This is a genomic window from Pseudomonas sp. R1-1 (assembly GCF_051132135.1).
Taxonomy (GTDB): Bacteria; Pseudomonadota; Gammaproteobacteria; order Pseudomonadales; family Pseudomonadaceae; genus Aquipseudomonas.
The window spans coordinates 3,782,315-3,804,979 of sequence record NZ_CP071663.1 but is presented as its reverse complement, the minus strand read 5'-3'; the positions used below and the strand labels follow the sequence as shown (position 1 = coordinate 3,804,979).

The window sequence follows — 22,665 nt, the reverse complement described above, 5'->3', positions numbered from 1 at the left end:
TCGTTAAAAGAATGTTAGTTTTTGCGCAGCCGCTGTGCGTTTTCAAACAGCTCGCATCGACTTTAGCTGACAAGGACACGCCATGTTCGACTGGAACGACCTGCGGTTTTTTCTCGAACTGCAACGCAGCGGCCGCCTGCTCACCGCCGCCCGCCGGCTCAACACCACCCATGCCACCGTCGCCCGCCACATCGAAGCCATCGAGAAAAGCCTCGGCACCGCGCTGTTCGTCCAGCACGCTCAAGGGTACGAAATGACCCCGGCCGGGGAGGCGCTGCTCAAGCATGCCGAAGCGATGGAAAACGTCGCGCTGCTGGCCCAGGAAGAAATCACCCAGTCCACGGCGCCGCTGGGCAAGATCCGCGTCGGCGTGACCGAAGGCCTCGGCGTCAAGTTTCTCGCCAGCCGCATGATTGGCCTGTTCGAACGCTATCCAGGGCTGGAAGTGGAACTGGTCGCAGTGCCACGCTTTGTCAGCATTCTCAACCGTGAGGCGGAAATCAGCATCCACCTCGAACGCCCGGCGGCCGACATGCTGGTCACCCGTAAACTCACCGATTACCGCCTGGCGCTCTATGCCAGCCAGGCCTACCTGGACAAAGCGCCGCCGCTGCTTAGCCGCGAAGACCTGGGACGGCATGCGTGGATCGGTTATGTCGACGATCTGCTGTTCAGCCAGGAACTGATGTTCCTCAATAGCTTCTGCCGCAGCCCGCGCGTGGTGTTTCACAGCACCAGCGTCATCGCCCAGCAGGAAGCCGCACGCTCCGGACTGGGCATTGCGGTTTTGCCTTGCTACATGGCCGCGTCTGACCCGGAACTGGTGCCGTTGCTGGCGGATGAAAGTATCGAACGCAGCTACTGGATCAGCACTCGGCGCGAGCTGCACAAGTCGGTGCGCTTGCGCGTGGTCTGGGATTATGTGGTGGGATTGTGCGAGGCGGAGCAGGCGTTGTTGCTCGGTTAGCCGGTTCACAGAAACCCCCTGTAGGAGTGAGCCTGCTCGCGATAGCGGAGTGTCAGTCAAGAATGATGTTGAGTGAAAGACCGTTATCGCGAGCAGGCTCACTCCTACAGGGAGCAACATTTCAGATTGCTAAATATATGGATATCCGTATATTCGATTTTCCGTATATCTTGAGCCCGACCCATGCTCACTCCCACCGAAGTCTTCAAAAGTCTCGCCGACGAAACCCGCGTCCGCGCGATGCTGCTGATCGCCGCGCAGGGTGAGCTGTGTGTGTGCGAACTGATGTGCGCGCTCAACGACAGCCAACCGAAGATCAGCCGCCACCTCGCGCAATTGCGCAGCAACGGCCTGCTGCTCGATCGCCGTCAGGGCCAGTGGGTCTATTACCGCCTCAACCCGGATCTGCCGGCGTGGATCGCGCAAATATTGAAAACGACGTCCGAAGCCAACACCGCTTGGCTGCAGGACAATGCCGCCCGCCTGCAGAACATGCACGGGCGTCCGGTTCGTGAAGCCGCGTGTTGCTGATGGAGAAAAAAACCATGCGAGTCCTGTTCATGTGCACGGCCAACAGTTGCCGCAGCATCCTTTCTGAAGCGATGTTCAATCATCTGGCGCCGGCAGGCTTCGAGGCGGTGAGTGCCGGCAGTTGCCCCAAGGGCCAGGTATTGCCACGCAGTCTGCAGACGCTGCAAAAGGCCGGAATTGCCATCGACGGTTTGTACAGCAAAGGCAACCACGCGTTCGCAGGCAATCCGCCGGATGTCGTTATCACGGTGTGCGGCAACGCCGCGGGCGAACCTTGTCCGGTGTACTTCGGCCCGGCGCTGAAAAGCCATTGGGGGCTCGAAGATCCTTCCGGCCTCAGCGGTGACGAAGCCAGCATCGACGCGGCCTTCCAGGCCACGCTGATGCGCATCGGACGACGCTGCCAGGCCTTCCTCGATTTGCCGTTTGAGCAACTCAGCCGCGATCAGCTACAAGTCGAGCTCAATCGAATCGGTACGCTTTAAGGACGCCCCATGTCAGAACATCTGCCCAACCTTGATGCCACGCTGTTTGATGCCGCCAAACCGACGACGCCGGATACGCACAAGCCGCGCATCCTGCTGCTCTACGGTTCGACCCGCGAACGCTCGTTCAGCCGTTTGCTGGTCGAAGAGGCGGCGCGCTTGCTGGAGCACTTCGGTGCTGAAACGCGCCTTTTCAACCCGTCCGGTTTGCCACTGCCCGACGATGTTCCGGTCGACCATCCGAAAGTCCAGGAACTGCGCGAGCTGGTGCTGTGGTCGGAAGGCCAGGTCTGGTGCTCACCGGAACGCCACGGTGCGATGTCCGCCGTGTTCAAGGCGCAGATCGACTGGATCCCGCTGGAACTCGGCGCCGCACGCCCGACCCAAGGCAAAACCCTCGCGGTGATGCAGGTGTGCGGCGGTTCGCAGTCGTTCAACGTGGTCAATCAGTTACGCGTGCTCGGCCGCTGGATGCGCATGTTCACCATCCCCAACCAATCCTCGGTGCCCAAGGCGTACATGGAATTCGACGACGCGGGACGGATGAAACCCTCGCCGTTCTACGACCGCGTGGTCGATGTGATGGAGGAACTGGTGAAGTTCACCGTGCTGCTGCGCGAGCATCAGACGGATCTGGTCGACCGCTATTCCGAACGCAAGGAAAGCGCCGAGCAATTGATGGCGCGAGTCAATCAGCGTTCGATCTGACAATCGCTGACTCGCCCTGAAGACTTCTGGAGCGAGTCAGCTAAACCCTCAAGCCCCGGCCAAACCGCTCCCGGTAAACCGAAGGCGGTACCCCCACCACTCCACGAAACGCCACCCGAAAACTCTCCACCGAGCGATACCCGCAGCGCTCGGCAATCTGTTCAGTCTGCTGATCTGTACTCTCCAGCAACTCCCGCGCCCGTGCCAGTCGCTCATGCTGCAACCACGCCTTGGGCGACTGTCCGCTGGCCTCGGTAAACCGGCGTAGAAACGTGCGCTCGCTCATCGCCGCTTCGCTGGCCAGATCGCGCACTTCCAGCGGTTGATGCAGGCGCTCGCGGGCCCATTGCATGACTCGTGAGAGATCGTTGCGTGGGGTGGCGCTGACCGGGGTCGGGATGAATTGCGCCTGGCCGCCGGTGCGTTGTGGCGACATCACCAGTCGCCGCGCGACGCTGTTGGCGACCTGGGTGCCGAAGTCGCGAGCGACCAGGTGCAGGCAAGCGTCGATGCCGGCGGCGCTGCCGGCCGAGGTGATCAGTTGGCCGGCGTCGACATAGAGCACGTCCGGGTCGACTTCGATGGCCGGGAAGCGTTGCGCCAGTTCGTCGGTGTAACGCCAGTGGGTGGTGGCGCGGCGGCCGTCGAGCAATCCGCTGGCCGCGAGGACGAAGACACCGGAGCAGATCGACAGCAAGCGCGCGCCGCGAGCGTGGGCCTGGCGCAGTGCAGCGAGCAATGCTTCCGGTACCGCCGCGTTGCGATCGCGCCATCCGGGAATGATGATGGTGCGTGCCTCGGCCAATATTTCCAGACCGCCGTCGGCCAGCACCTGAATGCCGCCCGTTGCGCGCATTGGCCCCTGATCGACCGCTGCAATCGCATGCGTATACCAAGAGAAATCGAACTCCGGTCGGGCGAGGCCGAAGATCTCCACGGCAATGCCGAACTCGAAGGTGCAGAGGCCGTCGTAGGCGAGGATCGCCACCAGATTGGAGGAAGTCGGCATTTGGCGGAAAGTTCCCGGTAGGTGTCTTGCCCGCCACTGTAGCCGCAAGCGGGGCGGCGATAAAGTCTGTTCACCCCTGAACAGAAGCAAGGAGCCACACCCATGACCAGCCTGGTTCGCGACATTCCTGCCGCCCCCTCGGCGATTGCCCTGATGCACTTCAGCAATCGTCTGACCTTCGAAACCGATTGTTCCGACGTGTTCAGCAGCTACGAGGCCGGCGACGTCGACTTTGTCCTGGTCGACGTGCGCGGGCCGCTGGCCTTTGAGCGTGGGCATGTGCCGGGCGCGATCAATATCCCGACGCGCTTGCTCACCGCGACCGAGCTGGCGAGTTATCCGAAAAGCACGTTGTTCGTGGTCTACTGCGCCGGCCCGCATTGCAACGGCGCGAACAAGGCCGCGGTGAAACTGGCGGCGCTCGGCTACCCGGTCAAGGAGATGATCGGCGGTGTCAGCGGTTGGCTCGATGAAGGGTTTGCGCTGAGCGTGGCACAACTGACCAAGGCGCCGATCGCCTGCGAGTGCTAACGGATTTTTAGAAGAATCTGAGCGAAAACGGCGCTTGTCCTACAGCCTTTGCACCACGACGGCGCAGCCTTTGACCCCGGTCAAGCGCTGCGCCGAACTTACATAAGTATTTGTCGCTTAAACACAATTTGCCCTGTGCGCGCCGCCATAGACTGCCGGCCACGTCGGTTTTTGCCGTTTCCAGGCCGGACCGAACGCTGACTTGAAGCTGCCAATAAAAGCCTCCGCACACAGGAGTTATAAATGAACAAGCTAGTGATGTTCGGTGCCCTGGCACTGTCGATGTTGTCTCTGACCGCCGTGGCCGCCGACGCCAAGCCGATCCGCATCGGTATCGAAGCCGGTTACCCGCCATTCTCGATGAAAACCCCTGACGGCAAACTCACCGGTTTCGACGTCGACATCGGTGATGCGCTGTGCGCGCAGATGCAGGTCAAATGCACCTGGGTCGAGCAGGAATTCGATGGCCTGATCCCGGCGCTGAAAGTGAAGAAGATCGACGCGATCCTGTCGTCGATGACCATCACCGACGACCGCAAGAAGAACGTCGATTTCACCATCAAGTACTACCACACCCCGGCGCGCTTCGTGATGAAGGCAGGCTCGGGCGTGAAAGACCCGCTGACCGAGCTCAAGGGCAAGAAAGTCGGCGTGCTGCGTGCCAGTACCCACGACCGTTACGCCACCGAAGTGCTGGTTCCGGCCGGAATCGAACTGGTGCGTTACGGCTCGCAACAGGAAGCCAACCTCGACATTACCTCGGGTCGTCTGGACGCGATGCTGGCTGACTCGGTCAACCTCAGCGACGGTTTCCTGAAAACCGACGCCGGCAAAGGTTTTGAATTCGTCGGCCCGACCTACGAAGACGCCAAGTACTTTGGCGGTGGCGCCGGCATCGCGGTGCGCAAGGGCGATACCGCGCTGGCCGAGCAATTCAACAAAGCCATCACCGAAATCCGCGCCAATGGCGAGTACAAGAAAGTCCAGGACAAGTACTTCGACTTTGACGTGTACGGCCATTAATACGCCGTAGAAAAAAGTGGCCCCGTTTGCGCGGAGGCCACTTTTTTTGTGCATTCGGATTGATAGAGAAACCCTGTGGGAGCTAGCCTGCTAGCGATAGCGGTGTATCAGCGATCAAAGCAGCGACTGACCGACCGCTATCGCTAGCAGGCTAGCTCCCACAGGGGAATTTCGCTCAGCCAACATCAGGAGTTTCCCCATGCAACGCATCGACCACAGCCTGCCCTGGAGTCACTTGGGCAGTGAGCGTTCTCTCAGCGTGTTTCGCTATGGCGCGGGCACTCGCAAGGTGTACATCCAGGCGAGTCTGCACGCCGATGAATTGCCGGGCATGCGCACGGCGTGGGAGCTCAAGCAACGTCTTAACCAACTTGAGCAGCAAGACCGTTTGCAAGGCGTGATCGAACTGGTGCCGGTGGCCAACCCGATCGGCCTCGATCAGCATGTGCAAGGCGCGCACATGGGTCGTTTCGAGCTGGGCAGCGGCAAGAATTTCAACCGCGCGTTTGTTGAGCTGAGCGCACCGGTTGCAGGGCTGATCGGCGAGCAGTTGGGCGCGGATCCTGAGGCCAATGTCGCGCTGATCCGTCAGGCCATGGGCCAGGTGTTCGAGGCGCTGCCGGCACCGGCTTCGCAACTGGAGGCGCTGCATCGGCTGTTGTTGCGCCACGCCTGCGACGCCGATATCACCCTCGACCTTCACTGCGATTTCGACGCGGCGATTCACCTCTACGCGCTGCCGCAGCACTGGCCGCAGTGGCAATCGCTGGCGGCGCGTTTGAAGGCCGGCGTGGCGTTGTTGTGTGAAGCATCCGGCGGCAGCTCGTTCGATGAATCCTGCTCGACGCCGTGGTTGCGCCTGGCGCGGGCCTTTCCGCAGGCCGCGATTCCAGCGGCGAATCTGGCGACCACGCTGGAGCTGGGCAGCATGGGCGACACCCGGGTCGAGCAGGCCCAGGCCAATTGCGAGGCGATCCTCGGCTTTCTCGCCGAGCAGGGTTTCATCAGCGGCGAATGGCCGGCGGCGCCGAGCGAATGTTGCGAAGGCCTGCCGTTCGAAGGCACCGAATACCTGTTTGCGCCGCACCATGGCGTGGTGAGTTTTCTGCGCAGTGCCGGCGAATGGGTGGAGCAGGGCGATGCCTTGCTCGAGGTGGTCGACCCGTTACAGGACCGCGTCAGCACCGTGCGTGCCGGCACCAGCGGCGTGTTGTTTGCGCTGGATCGCGGGCGCTATACCGAACCGGGGATCTGGCAGGCGAAAGTGGCGGGGCGGGTGCCGTTTCGCACTGGCAAGCTGACCAACGACTGACAGATTTTCGCTGGGGCTGATGGCCTCATCGCGAGCAGGCTCACTCCTACAGGTGGAACGCATTCCAAATGTAGGAGTGAGCCTGCTCGCGATGGCGATGCCCGCAACACCACAGCATTTGGATCCCCGGCTCAGAATGTTAGGCTCCCCCCGAACCCGACACTCTGTGAAGGAACGCTGCATGTTGAAGATATTCGCTCTGCTGACCCTGTTGGCCTCCACCGCCGTCCACGCGCAAACCACGCTGCTATCGGATCTGCCGCTCAAATACCTCGAACAGGTCCACCCCGACGCCGAGCCGCGGCCGTTGGTGATTTTCCTGCATGGTTATGGCAGTAACGAAGCCGATCTGATCGGTATGAAATTTCAGCTCCCGGCGCAGTACAACTACCTGTCGGTGCAGGCGCCGATGGCGCTGGGTGAAGGGCGTTACCAGTGGTTTCGCAAAAAGGGCGAAGGCGCCTACAACGGCGAGACCGATGATCTGAAGGTCAGCGGCCAGAAACTGCGCGATTTCATCGCCCAGGCCACGCGCAAATATCACGCGACCCCGGACAAGGTGTACCTGATCGGCTTCAGCCAGGGCGCGATGATGAGTTACGAAGTGGGGCTGCGGCCGCCGGTGTTGATCGGCGGGTTTGCCGCGTTGAGCGGACGCTTGCTGCCGGTGCTGAAAAGCCAGTTGAAAGCCGATCAATCGCCGCTGCCGGTACACATCTTCATCGGCCACGGCACCGCCGATGATCCGGTGCCTTACCGCCTCGGCACCGAAGCCAACGCGCAACTGCAGAAGCTCGGTTACAAACCCCAGTTTCACGCCTATCCCGGCATCGGCCACAGCATCACCGCAGCCGAATTGCGCGACCTGAACGGCTGGCTGCGGCAGCTCAATCCTTGAGGAGGGTCTTGATCAGCGCGTCGTGACCCTTCTTGTCGCTGGCGCGGGAGATCACCTGCACCAGCGCCATTTTCGTTCCGGAGCCGGCCATCAACGTGGTGTTGAGGGTCTGGCCGCCGCCCTGAGTGGCGGTGCTGTCGACCTGGCGCAAGCCGAGGCCGGTGCCTTTGCGGGTCAGGCTTTTTTCGCTGAGCTTGTTGAAGTCCGGCAGGGCTTTGCGCTGGTCTTCGATGAAGCTGGACACCGCACCGTCGAGGAACGGACCGTCGTTGTCCTTGACGTTCTGCCCTTGTGGAATCTGGTTTTGCGCTGCGATGACCACGGTTTTCGTCGCCTGGTTGGTGTACATCGTGCCCTTGGCGCCACTCGGGCTTGGCGGCAGCGGGTCGGCGACAAAACCTTTGGGCAGGACGAAGCTGAACTTGCCCTCGAGCAGCGAGACTTTTTCGCTGGTGGCTTTTTCCTTGGCCGCTTGCGCGTTGATCGCGCCGAGAGCGGCAATCGCCGACAGCAGCAGGACGGCAGCTTTTTTGCTCAACAATGACATGTAAATCTCCGTGGGGTGGTCGCGCGAGGCGGGCGATGATCCCACGGAGCAGGGCGCACGTTCCAGCCCGTTTCGCCCGAGCGGTTACTGCGCCGGCGCGCTGGCCACTGGCCGGGCCAGCAGTTTTCTGGTCACCCCGAGCATGGCCACCGACACCGCCACACCGACGATGAAACCGTTCAGGCCGAGGCTCGGCAAGGTCAGCGCCGACACCAGGCAGAACGCCGAGAATGAATACATGCCGGTCGCCGTCGCCCGCAACAGCGCGGCGGTGAAGGCCGGGCCGCGGGTCTGTTGCGAGAACACCGCCATGACGCTGCCGAGCACCGGGAACACCGCGAGCAAACCGCTCCAGCGCTCGCCGACGGTGCTGGCCAGCATCGTCACTGCCAAGGTCAGCGCGGCGCCGGCCAGCATGCGCCAGATCAGTCGGTCGGACTTCGGCGCCGGACCGTTCAGCACCGGTTGCACCAGCGGAAACAGATAAGGCGAGGCCAGCAACGCAATCGCCGCCGCCGCCAATGAAAACGGCAACGACGGCGGCACAAGTGATAGCAGCAGCGCCAGTACCGTCCAGACGGCCAGCGAGGCCGCGAGTGCCCACGGCCAGTTCGCCCGTTGCGCCACCTGCGCATAAGTGATGCAGAAAGCGATCATCGCAAACATCGCCGATAGCGCTGCGACCGCCGATTGCGCGGCAAACTCCGGCCCCTGTTCGATGGCGAGGAAAAACAGAATCGGCCCGACCACCACCGGCAATCCCGACAACCATCCGGCCACGCTCGGCCCCCAGCGTTTGCCCGCCAGCGAGATCAGCAGGAGAAAGGCCGGAATCAGCAGCAGTTTGAGGATCAGCACGCAGGTGTCTCCATCGAGATGCAGGGAGGCCACGTTAGCATCGTGGTAAAGCGATTGCTGCCTATGTTTGCAATTTTTGTATACAAAAACTCGAAAGCAATTACAGCTATGCTCTGACTATCAGGACTGCCCGGAAGCGATGCGCGATGAACAAATCCTCAAAAATGCTCCGCGGCTGCTGTGGCATCGGCCTGTGGGCGCTGTTGCTGACGCCGACCTGGGCCAATTGGCAGGACGCGGTGCCGGGTGCGCAGGTCATCGGCAGCGGCGAGTTCAGCGTGTTCGGTTTCGACGTTTACGATGCGCGGCTATGGAGTGCCGCGCGCCCGCTGGCGAACGATCAGCCGTTTGCGCTGGAGCTGATCTACCGCCGCAAGATTTCCCGCGATGATCTGGTGCAGGCCAGCGTCGACGAGATCAAACGCCTGTCCGGTAATCGGGTGAGCCCAGCGCAATTGGCTAGTTGGCAGGCGCAGATGGAGCAATCGTTCGTCGATGTGCAGTCCGGCACACGCATTACCGGGGTGTATCTACCGGGGCAGGGCGCGCGGTTTTTTGTCGGCCAGCGCTTGCAGCACGAGATCGACGATCCGCAATTCGCCCGTGCGTTTTTCGATATCTGGCTCGACCCGCGCACGCGCAATCCGACGTTGCGCGAGCAATTGTTGGGCACCCGCCAACCTTGACCTTCCACCGCACCGGGCGAAACGTCTAAGCTGCGTCCTTTCGACTTGTTTCTGGATGTGTGCGTGAAATTCAGCTTGCCCAAAATCGCCACCGCGCCGTTTTGCCCGCCGGAAGTGGCCGGCAGTGTTGCGGTCGATCCTTCTGCCTCGTTCTTCAAGCGTGCACTGCGTTTCGCCGGCCCCGGTTTGCTGGTGTCGATCGGCTACATGGACCCCGGCAACTGGGCGACGGCGATCGAGGCCGGTTCGCGGTTTGGTTACAGCCTGTTGTTTGTGGTGTTGCTGGCCAGTCTGGCGGGAATGGTCGTGCAGTGCCTGTGTTCGCGGCTGGGCATCGCCACCGGAGGCGACCTGGCGCAACTGTCGCGCCAGCGCTACAGCACGCCGACCGCGCGTTTGCAGTGGGTGTTGGCGGAAATCTCGATCATCGCCACCGACCTTGCCGAAGTGCTTGGTTGCGCGCTGGCGTTTCACTTGTTGCTCGGTTGCTCGCTGACCTTCGGCATCGCGCTGACCGCGTTCGACACGCTGCTGGTGCTGGCCTTGCAGAATCGCGGCTTCCGGCGGCTGGAAGCGATCATGCTGGTGCTGGTCGCGACCATCGGCGTGTGTTTTTTCGTCGAATTGCTGTTGATCAAACCCTACTGGCCGGACGTCGCCCAAGGCTTCAAGCCCTCGCTGGCGGCGATCAGCGATGCCGCACCGCTGTACCTGGCTATCGGTATTCTTGGCGCCACGGTGATGCCGCATAACCTGTATCTGCACACCTCGATCGTGCAGACGAGGATGATCGGCAAGGACCTGGCGAGCAAGCAGGATGCGGTAAAACTGGCGCGCATCGACACCATCGGTTCACTGGCGCTGGCGTTGCTGGTCAACGCGGCGATCCTGATCCTCGCCGCGGCAGCGTTTCACCAGTCCGGGCATACCGAGGTGGTGGACATCCAGGACGCCTATCACTTGCTCGATCCGCTGGTAGGCGGTGCGCTGGCCAGCGTGTTGTTCGGCGTGGCATTGCTCGCCTCGGGGCAGAGTTCGACCTTCACCGGTACCATCGCCGGGCAGGTGATCATGGAAGGTTATCTGAACCTGCGCATCCCGTGCTGGCAGCGCCGATTGATCACTCGCGGGCTGGCGCTGATTCCGGCGTTCATTGGCGTATGGCTGCTGGGCGACGGCGCGATCGGCAAGTTACTGGTGCTGAGTCAGGTGGTGTTGAGCCTGCAATTGCCGTTTGCCCTGTATCCGCTGATCCGCATGACCAATGACAAGCAACTTATGGGGCCGTTTGTGAATCGCTGGCCGACGCGGGTGTTGGCGTGGGGATTGTTTGTGGTGATCAGTGGGGCGAATGGCTGGTTGATTTCGCAGTGGGTGGTCTGATCGTTGACACACTGATCGTTCCCACGCTCTGCGTGGTAACGCCTCCCGTGACGCTCTGCGTCACAGCGGACGCGGAGCGTCCGAGGCTGCACTCCCACGCGGAGCGTGGGAACGATCAGGTCCTGCGATACAAATGAGCCTAGGCAACACCTTCCGACGAGGGGATATCCTTCACCTTGTATCAAAGCGGTCGAGCCTATACTGTATATGCACACAGTAAAGAGCCCGCGCCATGCAAATCATCGACAAGCTGAGCATTCTCGCCGACGCCGCCAAGTATGACGCGTCGTGCGCGAGCAGTGGCGCGCCCAAGCGCAGCTCCGAGGGCAAGAGCGGGTTGGGCTCGACCGATGGCATGGGCATTTGCCACAGCTACACGCCGGACGGGCGTTGCGTGTCGCTGCTGAAGATCCTGCTGACCAATTTTTGTCTTTACGATTGCCAATACTGCGTCAATCGCCGCTCCAGCGATGTGCCGCGCGCACGGTTCACCCCTGAGGAAGTCGTGGCGCTGACCATGGATTTCTACCGGCGCAACTGTGTCAGCGGGCTGTTCCTCAGCTCCGGCATCATTCGCTCGGCGGACTACACCATGGAGCAACTGGTGCGGGTGGCGAAGCTGTTGCGCGAGGAGCATGAGTTTCGCGGATACATTCATCTCAAGACTATTCCCGAGGCCGATCCGGCGCTGATTGAGGAGGCGGGGCGTTATGCCGATCGCCTGAGCGTCAATATCGAATTGCCGACCGATGCCAGCCTGCAAACCCTGGCGCCGGAGAAGGACATCGGTTCGATCAAACAAGCGATGAACACTATCTATACCGGGGTGCAGACCGTGCTCAACGAGCCACGCGCGCCGAAGTTTGCCCCGGCCGGGCAGAGCACGCAGTTGATTGTCGGCGCCGATGACACCGACGACAGCACCATCCTCCACAGCGCTCAATCCTTGTATGGCAATTTCCGCCTGCGCCGGGTTTATTACTCGGCGTTCAGCCCGATCCCCGACAGCCCGAAGAGCGTGCCACTGGCCGCGCCACCGCTGATGCGTGAGCACCGTTTGTATCAGGCCGACTTCCTCTTGCGCAGTTATGGCTACAGCGCGGACGAATTGCTCAAGGGGCCTGGCAATCTGGCGCTCGACATTGACCCGAAGCTGGCTTGGGCGCTGCAAAATCGCGAAGTGTTTCCGCTGGATCTGAATCGCGCCGAAGCTTCATTGATCGCGCGCATTCCCGGCATCGGCCTGCGCACCACTGAACGTTTGGTCGAGTTGCGCCGACAGCGACGCATCCGCTACGAAGACGTCGCGCGCATGCGTTGCGTGCTGGCCAAGGCCAAGCCGTTCATCATCACCAGCGATTACCATCCGCAGCAGGCCGAAGTCACCAGCCACATGCTCTATCAGCAACTGCGCGACCGGCCAATGCCGCAGCAGATGGGGTTATGGGGATGATCAATCTCGATTGCGACGACCTGTTCGATAACTGGCGCCAGCAGGCGCGCTGGCTGCTCAGCCATGAAGTCGATCCGAGTCTGGTGAGCTGGGCCTCGCAAGGCGTGGGCGATCTGTTTGCCAGTGACGACCCGGTGCCTGAAGGGCAGGGGCCATTTCAGGCGCGTATTCCCCGCGCGTTGCTCGAAACCCTGGAACAAGCCTCGCGCTATCGCGGTGATCAGCGCTGGAGTTTGCTCTACGAAGTGTTATGGCGCGTCAGCCACGGCGACCGGACCGCGATGATGGCCGGCGACAAACTCGGCAGCGAGTTGCAGCGACGGATCAAACAGGTGAGTCGTGAAGCCCATCACCTGCATGCGTTCGTGCGCTTCATCGAACGGCCGAAAAACAGCGCCGGCCCCGAATACGTGGCGTGGCATGAACCGGCTCACGACATTCTGCACAGCGCCAGCACCCACTTCATCGGACGCATGGGCCGCCATCGCTGGCTGATCGCCACGCCGCGAGACGGGGTCTATTACGATGGCGAGCAACTGATCCATCAGCGCCAATGTCCGGTGGAATGGCAGCAACTGGCGCAGAACGTTGACGATCCCCATGGTGATCTGTGGCTGACCTATTACAGCCACATCTTCAACCCGGCGCGGTTGAACCCGAAGGTCATGCAAGGGCATTTGCCGGTGCGGTTCTGGAAGAATTTGCCGGAGGGGGAGTTGATTCCGGGGCTGATTACGCAGGCGCGGATGGGCAAGCAGGGGGATGGGCAGGCGAGCGGGATTGCGGCGCGAAGTGGCAAGCGGATTGCGCTGAAAAGCCAAGAGCAAACCCTCACCCCAGCCCTCTCCCAGAGGGAGAGGGGGCCGACCGAGGTGTTCTCCCGTACCACACCGACCTGAGAACTCGAGTTGAACTCAAGTGTTGAAAAGCACAAAAATCGGCTCCCTTTCCCCTCGCCCCCCTGGGGGAGAGAGCTGGGGTGAGGGGGTGACGTTCTTCAGCGCGACGCAAATAGCCCAGCCCAACAAAAAAAGCCCCCCACCAATCACTTGGTGGAGGGCTTTTCTTTAGGTAGAACCGTCAGCTCAAACCTTGACGATCCAACCCGCTGGCGCCTCGATGTCGCCGGTCTGCACGCCAGTCAGCTCTTTGTAGAGCTGCTGCGTCACCGGGCCGACTTCGGTTTCACTGTGGAACACATGCAGATGGTCGTTGTAGCTGATGCCGCCAATCGGGGTGATCACGGCAGCGGTGCCGCACGCGCCGGCTTCCTTGAAGTCCGCCAGTTTGTCGATCAGCACATCGCCTTCGACCACTTCCAGGCCCAGACGCGATTTCGCCAGTTCGATCAGCGACAGGCGGGTGATGCCCGGCAATACCGACGGTGAGTTCGGGGTGACGAACTTGTTGTCGTGGGTGATCCCGAAGAAGTTGGCCGAGCCGACTTCTTCGATTTTGGTGTGGGTCATCGGGTCCAGATAGATCGCGTCAGCAAAGTTGGCTTTCTTGGCTTTCGAGCCTGGCATCAGGCTGGCCGCGTAGTTGCCACCGACCTTCGCGGCGCCGGTGCCTTGTGGGGCGGCGCGGTCGTAGCTGGAGATCTGGAAGTTGTGCGGGGTCAGGCCGCCCTTGAAGTAGGCGCCAACCGGGATGCAGAAGATCGAGAAGATGAATTCCGGCGCGGTACGCACGCCGATGTTGTCACCGACGCCGATCACGAACGGACGCAGGTACAGCGCGCCGCCAGTGCCGTAAGGCGGGATGAAACGCTCGTTGGCGCGAACCACGGCTTTACAGGCTTCGATGAACTGCTCGGTGTCCACGGTCGGCATCAGCAGACGTGCGCAGCTGCGCTGCATGCGCAGGGCGTTCTGGTCCGGGCGGAACAGGTTGATCGAGCCGTCCTTGCAACGATAGGCCTTCATGCCTTCGAAGCATTGCTGGCCATAGTGAAGAGCCGTCGAGCCTTCGCTGATGTGCAGCACGTTGTCTTCGGTCAGGGTGCCTTTGTCCCACTCGCCATCGCGAAAGTACGACAGATAGCGTTTGTCGGTCTTGATGTAATCAAAACCCAGCTTGTCCCAATTGATGCTCTCGTTACCCATGACACCCTCTATCACTGAACAACCGCCGAAACGGTTCAAGGCTTCTGACGTTTTTTGGATGGGCACAACAATACTTCATTCTTGGGCGGTTTCGCAGCCCGGACTATCGGATCACAGGCAGATAAATCCCGTCGCTCTCAAGAATCGCCAGCAGGCTGGCTCCCACAGGGGAATGCATCCCAGGGTGGGAGCCAGCCTGCTGGCGATGGGGCCGGTCCTGTTTTACAGGTGCAACGCATGCCCAAGCGCGCGCAACGCCGCTTCCTGAACGGCTTCACCCAGCGTCGGGTGCGCATGGATGGTGCCGCCGATGTCTTCCAGCCGTGCGCCCATTTCCAGGCTTTGCGCAAACGCCGTCGATAACTCGGACACACCAACGCCCACCGCTTGCCAGCCGACAATCAGATGATTGTCGCGACGGGCGACCACGCGGACGAAACCGCTTTTTGATTCCAGGGTCATCGCTCGGCCGTTGGCGGCGAACGGGAAGCTGGAAACGATGCAGTCGAGCTCGGCAGCCTTGGCTTCGTCCGGCGTCTTGCCGACCACCACCAGTTCCGGGTCGGTGAAGCACACGGCGGCGATCGCGGTCGGGTTGAATTCGCGGGTTTTGCCGCTGATCAGCTCGGCAACCATTTCACCCTGCGCCATGGCACGGTGCGCCAGCATCGGCTCGCCGCTCAGATCGCCAATGGCGTAGACGTTGCGCATGCTGGTCTGGCAACGGCTGTCGATTTTGATCGCCGCGCCGTTCATCTCCAGATTCAGCGCTTCGAGGTTGAAGCCCTGGGTATTCGGCTTGCGACCCACGGCGACCAGCACCTGATCGGTTTCCAGGTTCAGGGTTTCGCCGTCAGGGTCGCGCACCTGCAAGGTGCCGTCGAAACCCGACACGCTGTGCTTGAGGTACAGCTTCACGCCCAGTTGCTTCAGCGCCTCGTGCACCGGTTGCGTCAGTTCCGCGTCGTAGGCGGGCAGGATGCGATCCTGCGCCTCGACCACGCTGACCTCGGCGCCGAGCTTGCGATACGCGATGCCCAGTTCCAGGCCGATGTAACCGCCGCCGACCACGATCAAGCGTTTGGGCACCGACTTCGGTGTCAGCGCTTCGGTGGAGGAGATAATCGGCCCGCCAATCGGCAGGATCGGCAGGTTGACGCTGGTCGACCCGGTGGCCAGCACCAGATGTTCGCAATGGATGCGCGTGTCGCCCACCTCGACGGTTTTGCCGTCGATGATCTTCGCCCAGCCGTTGATGACCTGAACCTTGTGCTTCTTCAGCAGCGCGGCAACGCCGGTGGTCAGGCGATCGACGATGCCGTCCTTCCACTCGACGCTCTTGCTGATGTCGAGGGTCGGCGCAGAAACGCTGATGCCCAGTGCCGAATGCTGGCTGTGATGTTGCGTCTGGTGAAACTGTTCGGCGACGTGGATCAGCGCTTTCGACGGAATGCAGCCGATATTCAGGCAGGTGCCGCCCAGCGCCTGGCCTTCGACCAGAATCGTGGGAATGCCCAGTTGCCCGGCGCGAATCGCGGTGACGTAACCGCCGGGGCCGCCGCCAATGATCAGCAGCGTAGTGTACAAAGATTGCATGAGCGCCTTACTCCACAAACAAAGTGGCAGGTTGTTCGATCAGGCCGCGAATGGCCTGGATGAAGAGCGCCGCGTCCATGCCGTCAACCACGCGGTGATCGAACGAGCTGGAGAGGTTCATCATCTTGCGAATCACCACCTGGCCTTTGACGACCATTGGCCGCTCAACGATTTTGTTCACGCCAACAATCGCCACTTCCGGCAGGTTCAGAACCGGCGTGCTGACGATGCCGCCCAACGCTCCGAGGCTGGTCAGGGTGATGGTCGAACCGGACAACTCGTCGCGGCTGGCCTTGCCATTGCGTGCGGCGTTGGCCAGGCGCGAAATCTCCGCAGCGCTGTCCCACAGGCTGCGCGCTTCGGCGTGACGTACCACCGGCACCATCAGGCCGACATCGCTTTGCGTGGCGACACCGACATGCACCGCGCCGAGGCGGGTGATGACTTGCGCTTCGTCGTCGTAACGGGCGTTCATCTGCGGGAAGTCGCGCAAGGCCACGACCAGCGCTCGCACGAGAAACGGCAACAAGGTCAACTTGCCACGGCTGGCGCCATGCTTTTCATTCAGGTGCGCACGCAGTTCTTCGATGGCGGTGACATCGATTTCCTCGACATAACTGAAATGCGCTGCACGTTGGGTGGCGTCCTGCATGCGCTGGGCGATCTTGCGGCGCATGCCGATCACCTGGATCTGTTCTTCATCGTTGCGCTGGGCATACGCGGCGGCAGCGGGCGCCGAAGCGTTCGACTGACCCTGCGCCAGATAAGCCTCAAGGTCTTCGTGAAGCACGCGACCGGCCGGGCCGCTGCCGCGCACCAGACGCAATTGAATACCCAGATCCAGCGCATGTTTGCGCACGGCCGGCGAGGCCAACGGGCGTTCATCGGCCTCGCGGGCGACCATCGGGCCCTGGCAAACCGCAGCTGAACGCGGAGCAGCAGCGGGTTTGCTTTCCACTACAGTCTCAACTTTCGGTGCTTCAGGTGTCTCTTTTATGGGAGCTGGCGCAGCCGATTCCTTGAGGTTGCCAGCGCCTTCCACTTCGATGCTGATCAGTACGCTACCGACCGCCATCACTTCCCCCGGCTGACCGCCAAGGGCAATCACCTTGCCATGCACCGGCGACGGAATATCGACCATCGCCTTGTCGGTCATCACATCCGCCAGCACCTGATCTTCAACCACGAGGTCACCGACCTTGACGTGCCACTGCGACAGTTCCACTTCTGCGATGCCTTCGCCAATGTCCGGCATCTTGATAACGTGCGTGCCCATTCAGACCTCCATGACCCGTTTCAACGCCGCGCCCACTCGGGACGGCCCTGGGAAATACGCCCATTCCTGCGCGTGCGGGTAGGGGGTGTCCCAGCCGGTGACGCGTTCGATCGGCGCTTCCAGGTGATGGAAGCAATGCTCTTGCACCAGCGCCACCAGTTCGGCGCCGAAACCGCAGGTGCGGGTGGCTTCGTGAACCACCACGCAACGGCCGGTTTTCTTCACCGATTTGACGATGGTGTCCAGGTCCAGCGGCCACAGGCTGCGCAGGTCGATGACTTCGGCATCAACACCGCTTTCTTCGGCCGCCACTTGCGACACGTAGACGGTGGTGCCGTAGGTCAGCACGGTCACGTCCTTGCCCGGACGGGTGATCGCGGCGACGTCCAGCGGCACAGTGTAATAACCGTCCGGCACCTGGGCTTGCGGGTGTTTCGACCAAGGCGTTACCGGGCGGTCGTGATGGCCGTCGAACGGGCCGTTGTACAGGCGTTTCGGCTCGAGGAAGATCACCGGGTCATCGTTTTCGATGGAGGCGATCAGCAGGCCTTTGGCGTCGTACGGGTTGGACGGCATCACCGTGCGCAGACCACAGACCTGAGTGAACATTGCCTCGATGCTCTGGCTGTGGGTCTGGCCGCCGTAGATGCCACCGCCGCACGGCATGCGCAGGGTCATCGGCGCGGTGAATTCGCCGGCCGAGCGATAACGCAGGCGCGCCGCTTCGGAAATGATCTGGTCGGAGGCCGGGTAGACGTAGTCGGCGAACTGGATTTCAGCGACCGGACGCAGACCGTAAGCACCCATGCCCACCGCCACACCGACGATGCCGCTTTCCGAGATCGGTGCGTCGAACACCCGCGAGGTGCCGTATTTGGTCTGCAGGCCTTCGGTGCAGCGGAACACGCCGCCGAAGTAGCCGACGTCCTGACCGAACACAACGACGTTGTCATCACGCTCAAGCATCACATCCATGGCCGAGCGCAGGGCCTGGATCATGGTCATGGTGGTCGTGGTCATGGCGGTTTCCAGCTGAATATTGTTGTTGTGATCGTTCATCTCAGATCCCCAACTGCTGACGCTGGCGCTTCAAGTGCTCCGGCATCTCTTTGTAGACGTCTTCGAACATGGTCGCGGCGCTCGGGATCTGGCCGCCGGCTAGGGTGCCGTACTGTTCGGCCTGTTTCTGCGCGGCGATCACTTCGGCTTCGAGCTCGGCGCTGACGGCGGCGTGTTCTTCGTCCGACCAGTGACCGACCTTGATCAGATGCTGCTTCAGGCGCGCAATCGGATCGCCGAGCGGGAAGTGGCTCCAGTCATCGGCCGGGCGGTATTTGGATGGATCGTCCGACGTCGAGTGCGGGCCGGCGCGGTAGGTGACCCATTCGATCATGGTCGGGCCGAGGTTACGGCGGGCGCGTTCGGCGGCCCAGGCAGAGGCGGCGTAGACCGCGTAGAAGTCATTGCCATCAACCCGCAGCGAGGCGATGCCGCAACCGACGCCGCGTCCGGCGAAGGTGGTCGCTTCACCACCGGCAATCGCCTGGAAGGTCGAAATCGCCCACTGGTTGTTGACCACGTTGAGGATCACCGGCGCGCGGTAGACGTGAGCGAAGGTGAGGGCAGTGTGGAAATCCGATTCGGCGGTAGCGCCGTCACCGATCCATGCCGAGGCGATTTTGGTGTCGCCCTTGATCGCCGAGGCCATGCCCCAGCCCACGCCCTGAATGAACTGGGTAGCGAGGTTGCCTGAGATGGTAAAGAAACCGGCGTCCTTGACCGAGTACATGATTGGCAACTGGCGGCCCTTGAGCGGATCGCGCTCGTTGGACAGCAGTTGGCAGATCAAGTCGACCAGCGGCACGTCGCGGGCCATCAGAATGCTTTGCTGGCGATAGGTCGGGAAGCACATGTCATCGATGTTCAGCGCCAGCGCCTGAGCGCTGCCGATGGCTTCTTCACCGAGGCTCTGCATGTAGAACGACATCTTTTTCTGCCGCTGGGCGACCACCATGCGGTTGTCATAGATGCGCGTCTTGAGCATCGCGCGCATGCCTTTGCGCAGGATCTCGACCGGCACGTTTTCGGCCCACGGACCGAGGGCGTTGCCCTGATCGTCGAGCACGCGAATCAGGCCACGCGCCAGGTCGGCGGTGTCGGCAGGTTCTACGTCGATGGGAGGTTTGCGCACCGTGCCTGCGTCGGTCAGATGCAGGTAGGAGAAATCGGTTTTGCAGCCTGGGCGGCCCGAGGGTTCAGGGACGTGCAGACGCAGCGGTTCATACGCTTGGGTCATGGCTTCTACGCTCGATCTTGTGAATTTCTTGTAGTGAGCTGGCAGTCATTCCTCGGTAGAGGAAATCTTGTCCTACAACAATCATAGGCGCGGCCTAGAAGAATATTTATCTGTGTTTCATTGCGCTGAAGGTGATTTGCAGATAGAAATTCTGCATAAACATAAAAAACAGGTGGTTTTGTCTCATGCGCAAACTGGACCGTACCGACATCGGCATTCTCAACAGCCTTCAGGAGAACGCGCGCATCACCAACGCCGACCTCGCCCGCTCGGTCAATCTGTCGCCGACCCCGTGCTTCAACCGGGTCAAGGCCATGGAAGAGCTGGGGCTGATACGCGAGCAGGTGACGCTGCTGGATGCCGACCTGCTGGGGCTGCACGTGAACGTGTTCATTCACGTCAGCCTGGAAAAGCAGGTCGAAGAAGCGCTACAGCATTTCGAGGAGGCCATCTCCGACCGACCCGAAGTCATGGAGTGCTATCTGATGGCCGGCGACCCGGACTATCTGATCCGGGTGCTGGTGCCGACGATCCAGTCGCTGGAGCGCTTCATGATGGATTTTCTGACCAAGGTGCCGGGGGTGGCGAACATCCGCTCGAGTTTCGCGCTCAAGCAGGTGCGCTACAAGACGGCGCTGCCGTTACCCGCTAACGGCCTGACCCTGGGCAGTTGATGCTCAGAAAACGTCAGATGTATTCATATCGATAGTCGAGGTCTTCGGTATCGAGGGTTTGCTGGACGGTGAAGGTTTGCGACCAGGGAGCCGGTTCATTGGCAGGATGGAAAACCAGAACGGTATCGTTCATCTCCGCCGAGCCTGCCTCGTTGGTATAAGCCGGAATATCGCGATGCTGGTGTTTCCAGCGCTCCCACAGCAAGTCGAGATGACAATGGTGCAGAAAGAATATCGGATCATTGGGAGAGGTGGCCTGGCCCATGCTGCCCCCTATCCAGGTATGTACTGCGTTATGCAGTTCGACCTCCGAAACATTTTCCCAGCCGCTTTGCTCCGTCCAGTAGGGCGTTCGATTCAGCGCCGAGATAACCATTTCGGCCGTTGGCAGTGTGCCGTTTGCACCGAGATTACGGCGAATGCCTGGGTTGTCGGGCGCATCATCCCAGACCTTTACCTCAAATCGGGTCTGCTCCATGGAAAAGAATCCGCTGGTCACCCGTTGCGCTCGTAGATTGTCGCCGTTTGCACCCATGAAGTCCGACGTGAACGGGTTGTCCGCGCCATTCAGTTGCCAGTTCCAGTACGGCAGGGTGATGGTCGAGTCGTTTGCAGCGGCCTGCAGGGCCAGTTCGAATTGCCGTATCAGGATCCGATGCCAGGGATAAAACAAGGGGCTACGATGCGGATTGGGCGTTAGCGGATTACCCCGTCCCATCGAATTCTTGTGAATCTGCACAAAGTCATCGTAGCGGCCTTGCTCTCCGGGCCGGAGTACGCTGTCGACATTGCTTTTAAGTAGCAGGATGGCATCGATCAATGCCGATTTTTGTTGCGCGGTCATGTCACGGTGATTACGACGAATATCCATATTGCGAAAACTCCAATGAATGTTTGCCCAATGGAGTTTGCTCGCTTAGCGGATTTTCACCAGTTCATGGGCATCGACAGCGTTCGTAGGAAAAATAATCCGGTAAGAAATCGAACACATTTTTCCTATAGGGAATTGAGCGGAATCTTCAGGTACACCACGCCATTGTCTTCCGCTGCCGGCAAATCCCCCGCCCGCACATTCACCTGAATCGCCGGCAGCAACAACGTCGGCATGCCCAGCCCGGCATCGCGGCGGGTGCGCATGTCGACGAACGCTGCCTCATCAATCCCGTCATGAACATGAATATTGTTTTTGCGTTGCTCGCCGACTGTGGTCTGGCACTGCGAGGCGCGGCCTTCGGGCGGGTAGTCGTGGCAAACATAGAGTTTCACGCTGGCGGGGAAGGCCAGCAGTTTCTGGATCGAAGCGAACAGCTGATGGGCATTGCCGCCGGGGAAGTCGCAGCGCGCCGTGCCGACATCCGGCATGAACAGTGTGTCGCCGACCAGAATCTGCTCGCCGTCGATCAGATAGGCCATGTCGGCCGGGGTGTGGCCGGGCACGTGCAGGGCGGTGGCTTTGAGATCGCCGATGCGAAATGACTCGTTCGGCGCGAACAGATGATCGAACTGCGAACCGTCGACCGAGAACTCCGGCTCCAGATTGAACAACGTTTTGAACACGTTCTGCACTTGGCTGATCGCGGCGCCGATAGCGATCTTCCCACCCAGCTTCTGCCGTAGATACGGCGCGGCGGAGAGGTGATCGGCGTGGGCGTGGGTTTCCAGCAGCCATTGCACTTGCAATCGACGCGCCTCGACAAAGGCAATGATCCTGTCTGCCTGCACGGTGCCGGTGCGTCCGGCGGCGCCGTCATAATCGAGCACCGGGTCGACGATCGCGCATTCGCCGCCGTCCGTTTCGTAGACCACATAGCTGTAGGTCGAGGAGGCGGGGTCGAGGAAAGCTTCAATCTGCGCGGGCATGGTCATCAACCTGAATCGGGGAAATGGGTTGCAACACTTTATCTAAAAACATAATGTTCGCAGCTTAAGTGACCTTGAAGGCCTCGTGCAAATGCAATCCAGTCTGACCGAATGTGAAGTCGCCCAACTGCGCGCCTCGGCCTCCAAGGCCTGCGCGCTGCTCAAGGCCCTCGCCAATGAGGATCGCCTGCTGATCCTGTGTCAACTCACCCAGGGCGAACGCAACGTCGGCGAACTGGAAACCATGACCGGCGTGCGCCAGCCGACGCTGTCCCAGCAATTGGGCATCCTGCGTGACGAAGGGCTCGTCGCGACCCGCCGTGAAGGCAAGTACATTTTTTACGGCCTCGCCAGCCACGAAGTGATTCAGGTGATGAAGACCCTGTCCGGGCTTTATTGCGGGGCGGTGCTCAAAACTCTGGGCCATCAATAAATGCCTGCCATGACACGCCCCCTGTAGGAGTGAG

Annotated in this window: 24 protein-coding genes; 14 read left to right on the top strand and 10 right to left on the bottom strand. The window is 61.0% G+C overall.

Going from position 1 to position 22,665, the window contains the following annotated elements:
• Positions 1 to 82 precede the first annotated feature (82 nt).
• From J3P75_RS17005 to arsH, 4 genes are all read left to right on the top strand, one after another.
• Positions 83 to 967, top strand: a complete 885-nt coding sequence (locus tag J3P75_RS17005; RefSeq protein WP_203421639.1) for a LysR family transcriptional regulator — start codon at positions 83 to 85, stop codon at positions 965 to 967.
• A 183-nt stretch (positions 968 to 1,150) separates the two neighbouring features.
• Positions 1,151 to 1,498 carry a metalloregulator ArsR/SmtB family transcription factor gene (locus tag J3P75_RS17000; RefSeq protein ID WP_434707538.1) on the top strand — a complete coding sequence of 116 codons (348 nt, stop codon included), beginning with the start codon at positions 1,151 to 1,153 and terminating at the stop codon, positions 1,496 to 1,498.
• 14 nt (positions 1,499 to 1,512) lie between these two features.
• On the top strand, positions 1,513 to 1,983 hold the full coding sequence (locus J3P75_RS16995) for an arsenate reductase ArsC (protein WP_434707537.1): 471 nt from the start codon (positions 1,513 to 1,515) through the stop codon (positions 1,981 to 1,983).
• A gap of 9 nt (positions 1,984 to 1,992) precedes the next feature.
• Complete coding sequence (gene arsH, locus J3P75_RS16990; RefSeq protein WP_434707536.1) at positions 1,993 to 2,691, top strand: arsenical resistance protein ArsH; 699 nt, start codon at positions 1,993 to 1,995, stop codon at positions 2,689 to 2,691.
• A gap of 40 nt (positions 2,692 to 2,731) precedes the next feature.
• Here the strand turns inward: arsH and ftrA are convergent, their stop codons facing one another.
• Positions 2,732 to 3,700, bottom strand: coding sequence for a transcriptional regulator FtrA (gene ftrA / locus J3P75_RS16985; RefSeq protein WP_434707535.1), 969 nt, complete (start codon positions 3,698 to 3,700; stop codon positions 2,732 to 2,734).
• Positions 3,701 to 3,802: 102 nt separating this feature from the next.
• Between ftrA and J3P75_RS16980 the strand changes: the two genes are divergently transcribed.
• The 4 genes from J3P75_RS16980 to J3P75_RS16965 all read left to right on the top strand — a co-directional run bounded on the left by J3P75_RS16980 (position 3,803) and on the right by J3P75_RS16965 (position 7,464).
• Positions 3,803 to 4,231, top strand: coding sequence for a rhodanese-like domain-containing protein (locus J3P75_RS16980; RefSeq protein WP_434707534.1), 429 nt, complete (start codon positions 3,803 to 3,805; stop codon positions 4,229 to 4,231).
• Positions 4,232 to 4,474: 243 nt separating this feature from the next.
• Entirely contained in the window at positions 4,475 to 5,254 is a 780-nt protein-coding gene (locus J3P75_RS16975; RefSeq protein WP_203421645.1) for an ABC transporter substrate-binding protein, read from the top strand.
• Between the two features lie 199 nt (positions 5,255 to 5,453).
• Positions 5,454 to 6,566: a succinylglutamate desuccinylase/aspartoacylase family protein gene (locus J3P75_RS16970; protein ID WP_434707533.1), complete on the top strand. Its 1,113-nt coding sequence runs from the start codon at positions 5,454 to 5,456 to the stop codon at positions 6,564 to 6,566.
• Between the two features lie 181 nt (positions 6,567 to 6,747).
• Positions 6,748 to 7,464 (top strand): alpha/beta hydrolase, encoded by a 717-nt coding sequence (locus J3P75_RS16965; protein WP_434707532.1) that lies wholly within the window; start codon positions 6,748 to 6,750, stop codon positions 7,462 to 7,464.
• Here the strand turns inward: J3P75_RS16965 and J3P75_RS16960 are convergent.
• Positions 7,454 to 8,011 carry a hypothetical protein gene (locus tag J3P75_RS16960; RefSeq protein WP_434707531.1) on the bottom strand — a complete coding sequence of 186 codons (558 nt, stop codon included), beginning with the start codon at positions 8,009 to 8,011 and terminating at the stop codon, positions 7,454 to 7,456. The two genes, J3P75_RS16965 and J3P75_RS16960, sit on opposite strands and share 11 nt — an antisense overlap.
• Before the next feature lie 84 nt (positions 8,012 to 8,095).
• On the bottom strand, positions 8,096 to 8,869 hold the full coding sequence (locus J3P75_RS16955; RefSeq protein ID WP_434711325.1) for a hypothetical protein: 774 nt from the start codon (positions 8,867 to 8,869) through the stop codon (positions 8,096 to 8,098).
• 146 nt (positions 8,870 to 9,015) lie between these two features.
• Between J3P75_RS16955 and J3P75_RS16950 the strand changes: the two genes are divergently transcribed.
• From J3P75_RS16950 to J3P75_RS16935, 4 genes are all read left to right on the top strand, one after another.
• Positions 9,016 to 9,555: a chalcone isomerase family protein gene (locus J3P75_RS16950; protein WP_434707530.1), complete on the top strand. Its 540-nt coding sequence runs from the start codon at positions 9,016 to 9,018 to the stop codon at positions 9,553 to 9,555.
• Between the two features lie 63 nt (positions 9,556 to 9,618).
• Entirely contained in the window at positions 9,619 to 10,938 is a 1,320-nt protein-coding gene (locus J3P75_RS16945) for an Nramp family divalent metal transporter (RefSeq protein ID WP_434707529.1), read from the top strand.
• Between the two features lie 232 nt (positions 10,939 to 11,170).
• Positions 11,171 to 12,391, top strand: a complete 1,221-nt coding sequence (locus J3P75_RS16940) for a putative DNA modification/repair radical SAM protein (protein ID WP_090282821.1) — start codon at positions 11,171 to 11,173, stop codon at positions 12,389 to 12,391.
• Positions 12,388 to 13,290, top strand: coding sequence for a TIGR03915 family putative DNA repair protein (locus J3P75_RS16935; RefSeq protein ID WP_434707528.1), 903 nt, complete (start codon positions 12,388 to 12,390; stop codon positions 13,288 to 13,290). Before J3P75_RS16940 ends, J3P75_RS16935 begins: the two co-directional genes overlap by 4 nt.
• Positions 13,291 to 13,476: 186 nt before the next feature.
• On the opposite strand, the gene J3P75_RS16930 is transcribed toward J3P75_RS16935, so the two are convergent.
• From J3P75_RS16930 to J3P75_RS16910, 5 genes are all read right to left on the bottom strand, one after another.
• Positions 13,477 to 14,496 (bottom strand): branched-chain amino acid aminotransferase, encoded by a 1,020-nt coding sequence (locus J3P75_RS16930; protein WP_039762213.1) that lies wholly within the window; start codon positions 14,494 to 14,496, stop codon positions 13,477 to 13,479.
• A gap of 222 nt (positions 14,497 to 14,718) precedes the next feature.
• A complete protein-coding gene (gene lpdA / locus J3P75_RS16925) occupies positions 14,719 to 16,092 on the bottom strand; it encodes a dihydrolipoyl dehydrogenase (RefSeq protein ID WP_434707527.1) in 1,374 nt (457 codons plus the stop codon).
• 7 nt (positions 16,093 to 16,099) lie between these two features.
• Positions 16,100 to 17,368: a dihydrolipoamide acetyltransferase family protein gene (locus tag J3P75_RS16920; protein ID WP_434707526.1), complete on the bottom strand. Its 1,269-nt coding sequence runs from the start codon at positions 17,366 to 17,368 to the stop codon at positions 16,100 to 16,102.
• A complete protein-coding gene (locus tag J3P75_RS16915) occupies positions 17,369 to 18,427 on the bottom strand; it encodes an alpha-ketoacid dehydrogenase subunit beta (protein ID WP_041073339.1) in 1,059 nt (352 codons plus the stop codon). It lies immediately after the preceding gene.
• Between the two features lies 1 nt (position 18,428).
• Complete coding sequence (locus J3P75_RS16910; protein ID WP_208940703.1) at positions 18,429 to 19,664, bottom strand: 3-methyl-2-oxobutanoate dehydrogenase (2-methylpropanoyl-transferring) subunit alpha; 1,236 nt, start codon at positions 19,662 to 19,664, stop codon at positions 18,429 to 18,431.
• 185 nt (positions 19,665 to 19,849) lie between these two features.
• Here J3P75_RS16910 and bkdR point away from each other — a divergent pair, with 185 nt between their 5' ends.
• Positions 19,850 to 20,338, top strand: coding sequence for a Bkd operon transcriptional regulator BkdR (bkdR, locus tag J3P75_RS16905; RefSeq protein ID WP_016985245.1), 489 nt, complete (start codon positions 19,850 to 19,852; stop codon positions 20,336 to 20,338).
• A gap of 13 nt (positions 20,339 to 20,351) precedes the next feature.
• On the opposite strand, the gene J3P75_RS16900 is transcribed toward bkdR, so the two are convergent.
• The gene (locus J3P75_RS16900) at positions 20,352 to 21,209 is read right to left on the bottom strand and encodes a tyrosinase family protein (protein ID WP_434707525.1); all 858 of its coding nucleotides are present in this window, start codon (positions 21,207 to 21,209) and stop codon (positions 20,352 to 20,354) included.
• A 125-nt stretch (positions 21,210 to 21,334) separates the two neighbouring features.
• On the bottom strand, positions 21,335 to 22,198 hold the full coding sequence (locus J3P75_RS16895) for an MBL fold metallo-hydrolase (protein WP_434707524.1): 864 nt from the start codon (positions 22,196 to 22,198) through the stop codon (positions 21,335 to 21,337).
• A gap of 91 nt (positions 22,199 to 22,289) precedes the next feature.
• Between J3P75_RS16895 and J3P75_RS16890 the strand changes: the two genes are divergently transcribed.
• Entirely contained in the window at positions 22,290 to 22,631 is a 342-nt protein-coding gene (locus tag J3P75_RS16890) for an ArsR/SmtB family transcription factor (RefSeq protein ID WP_093102455.1), read from the top strand.
• Positions 22,632 to 22,665: the final 34 nt, after the last annotated feature.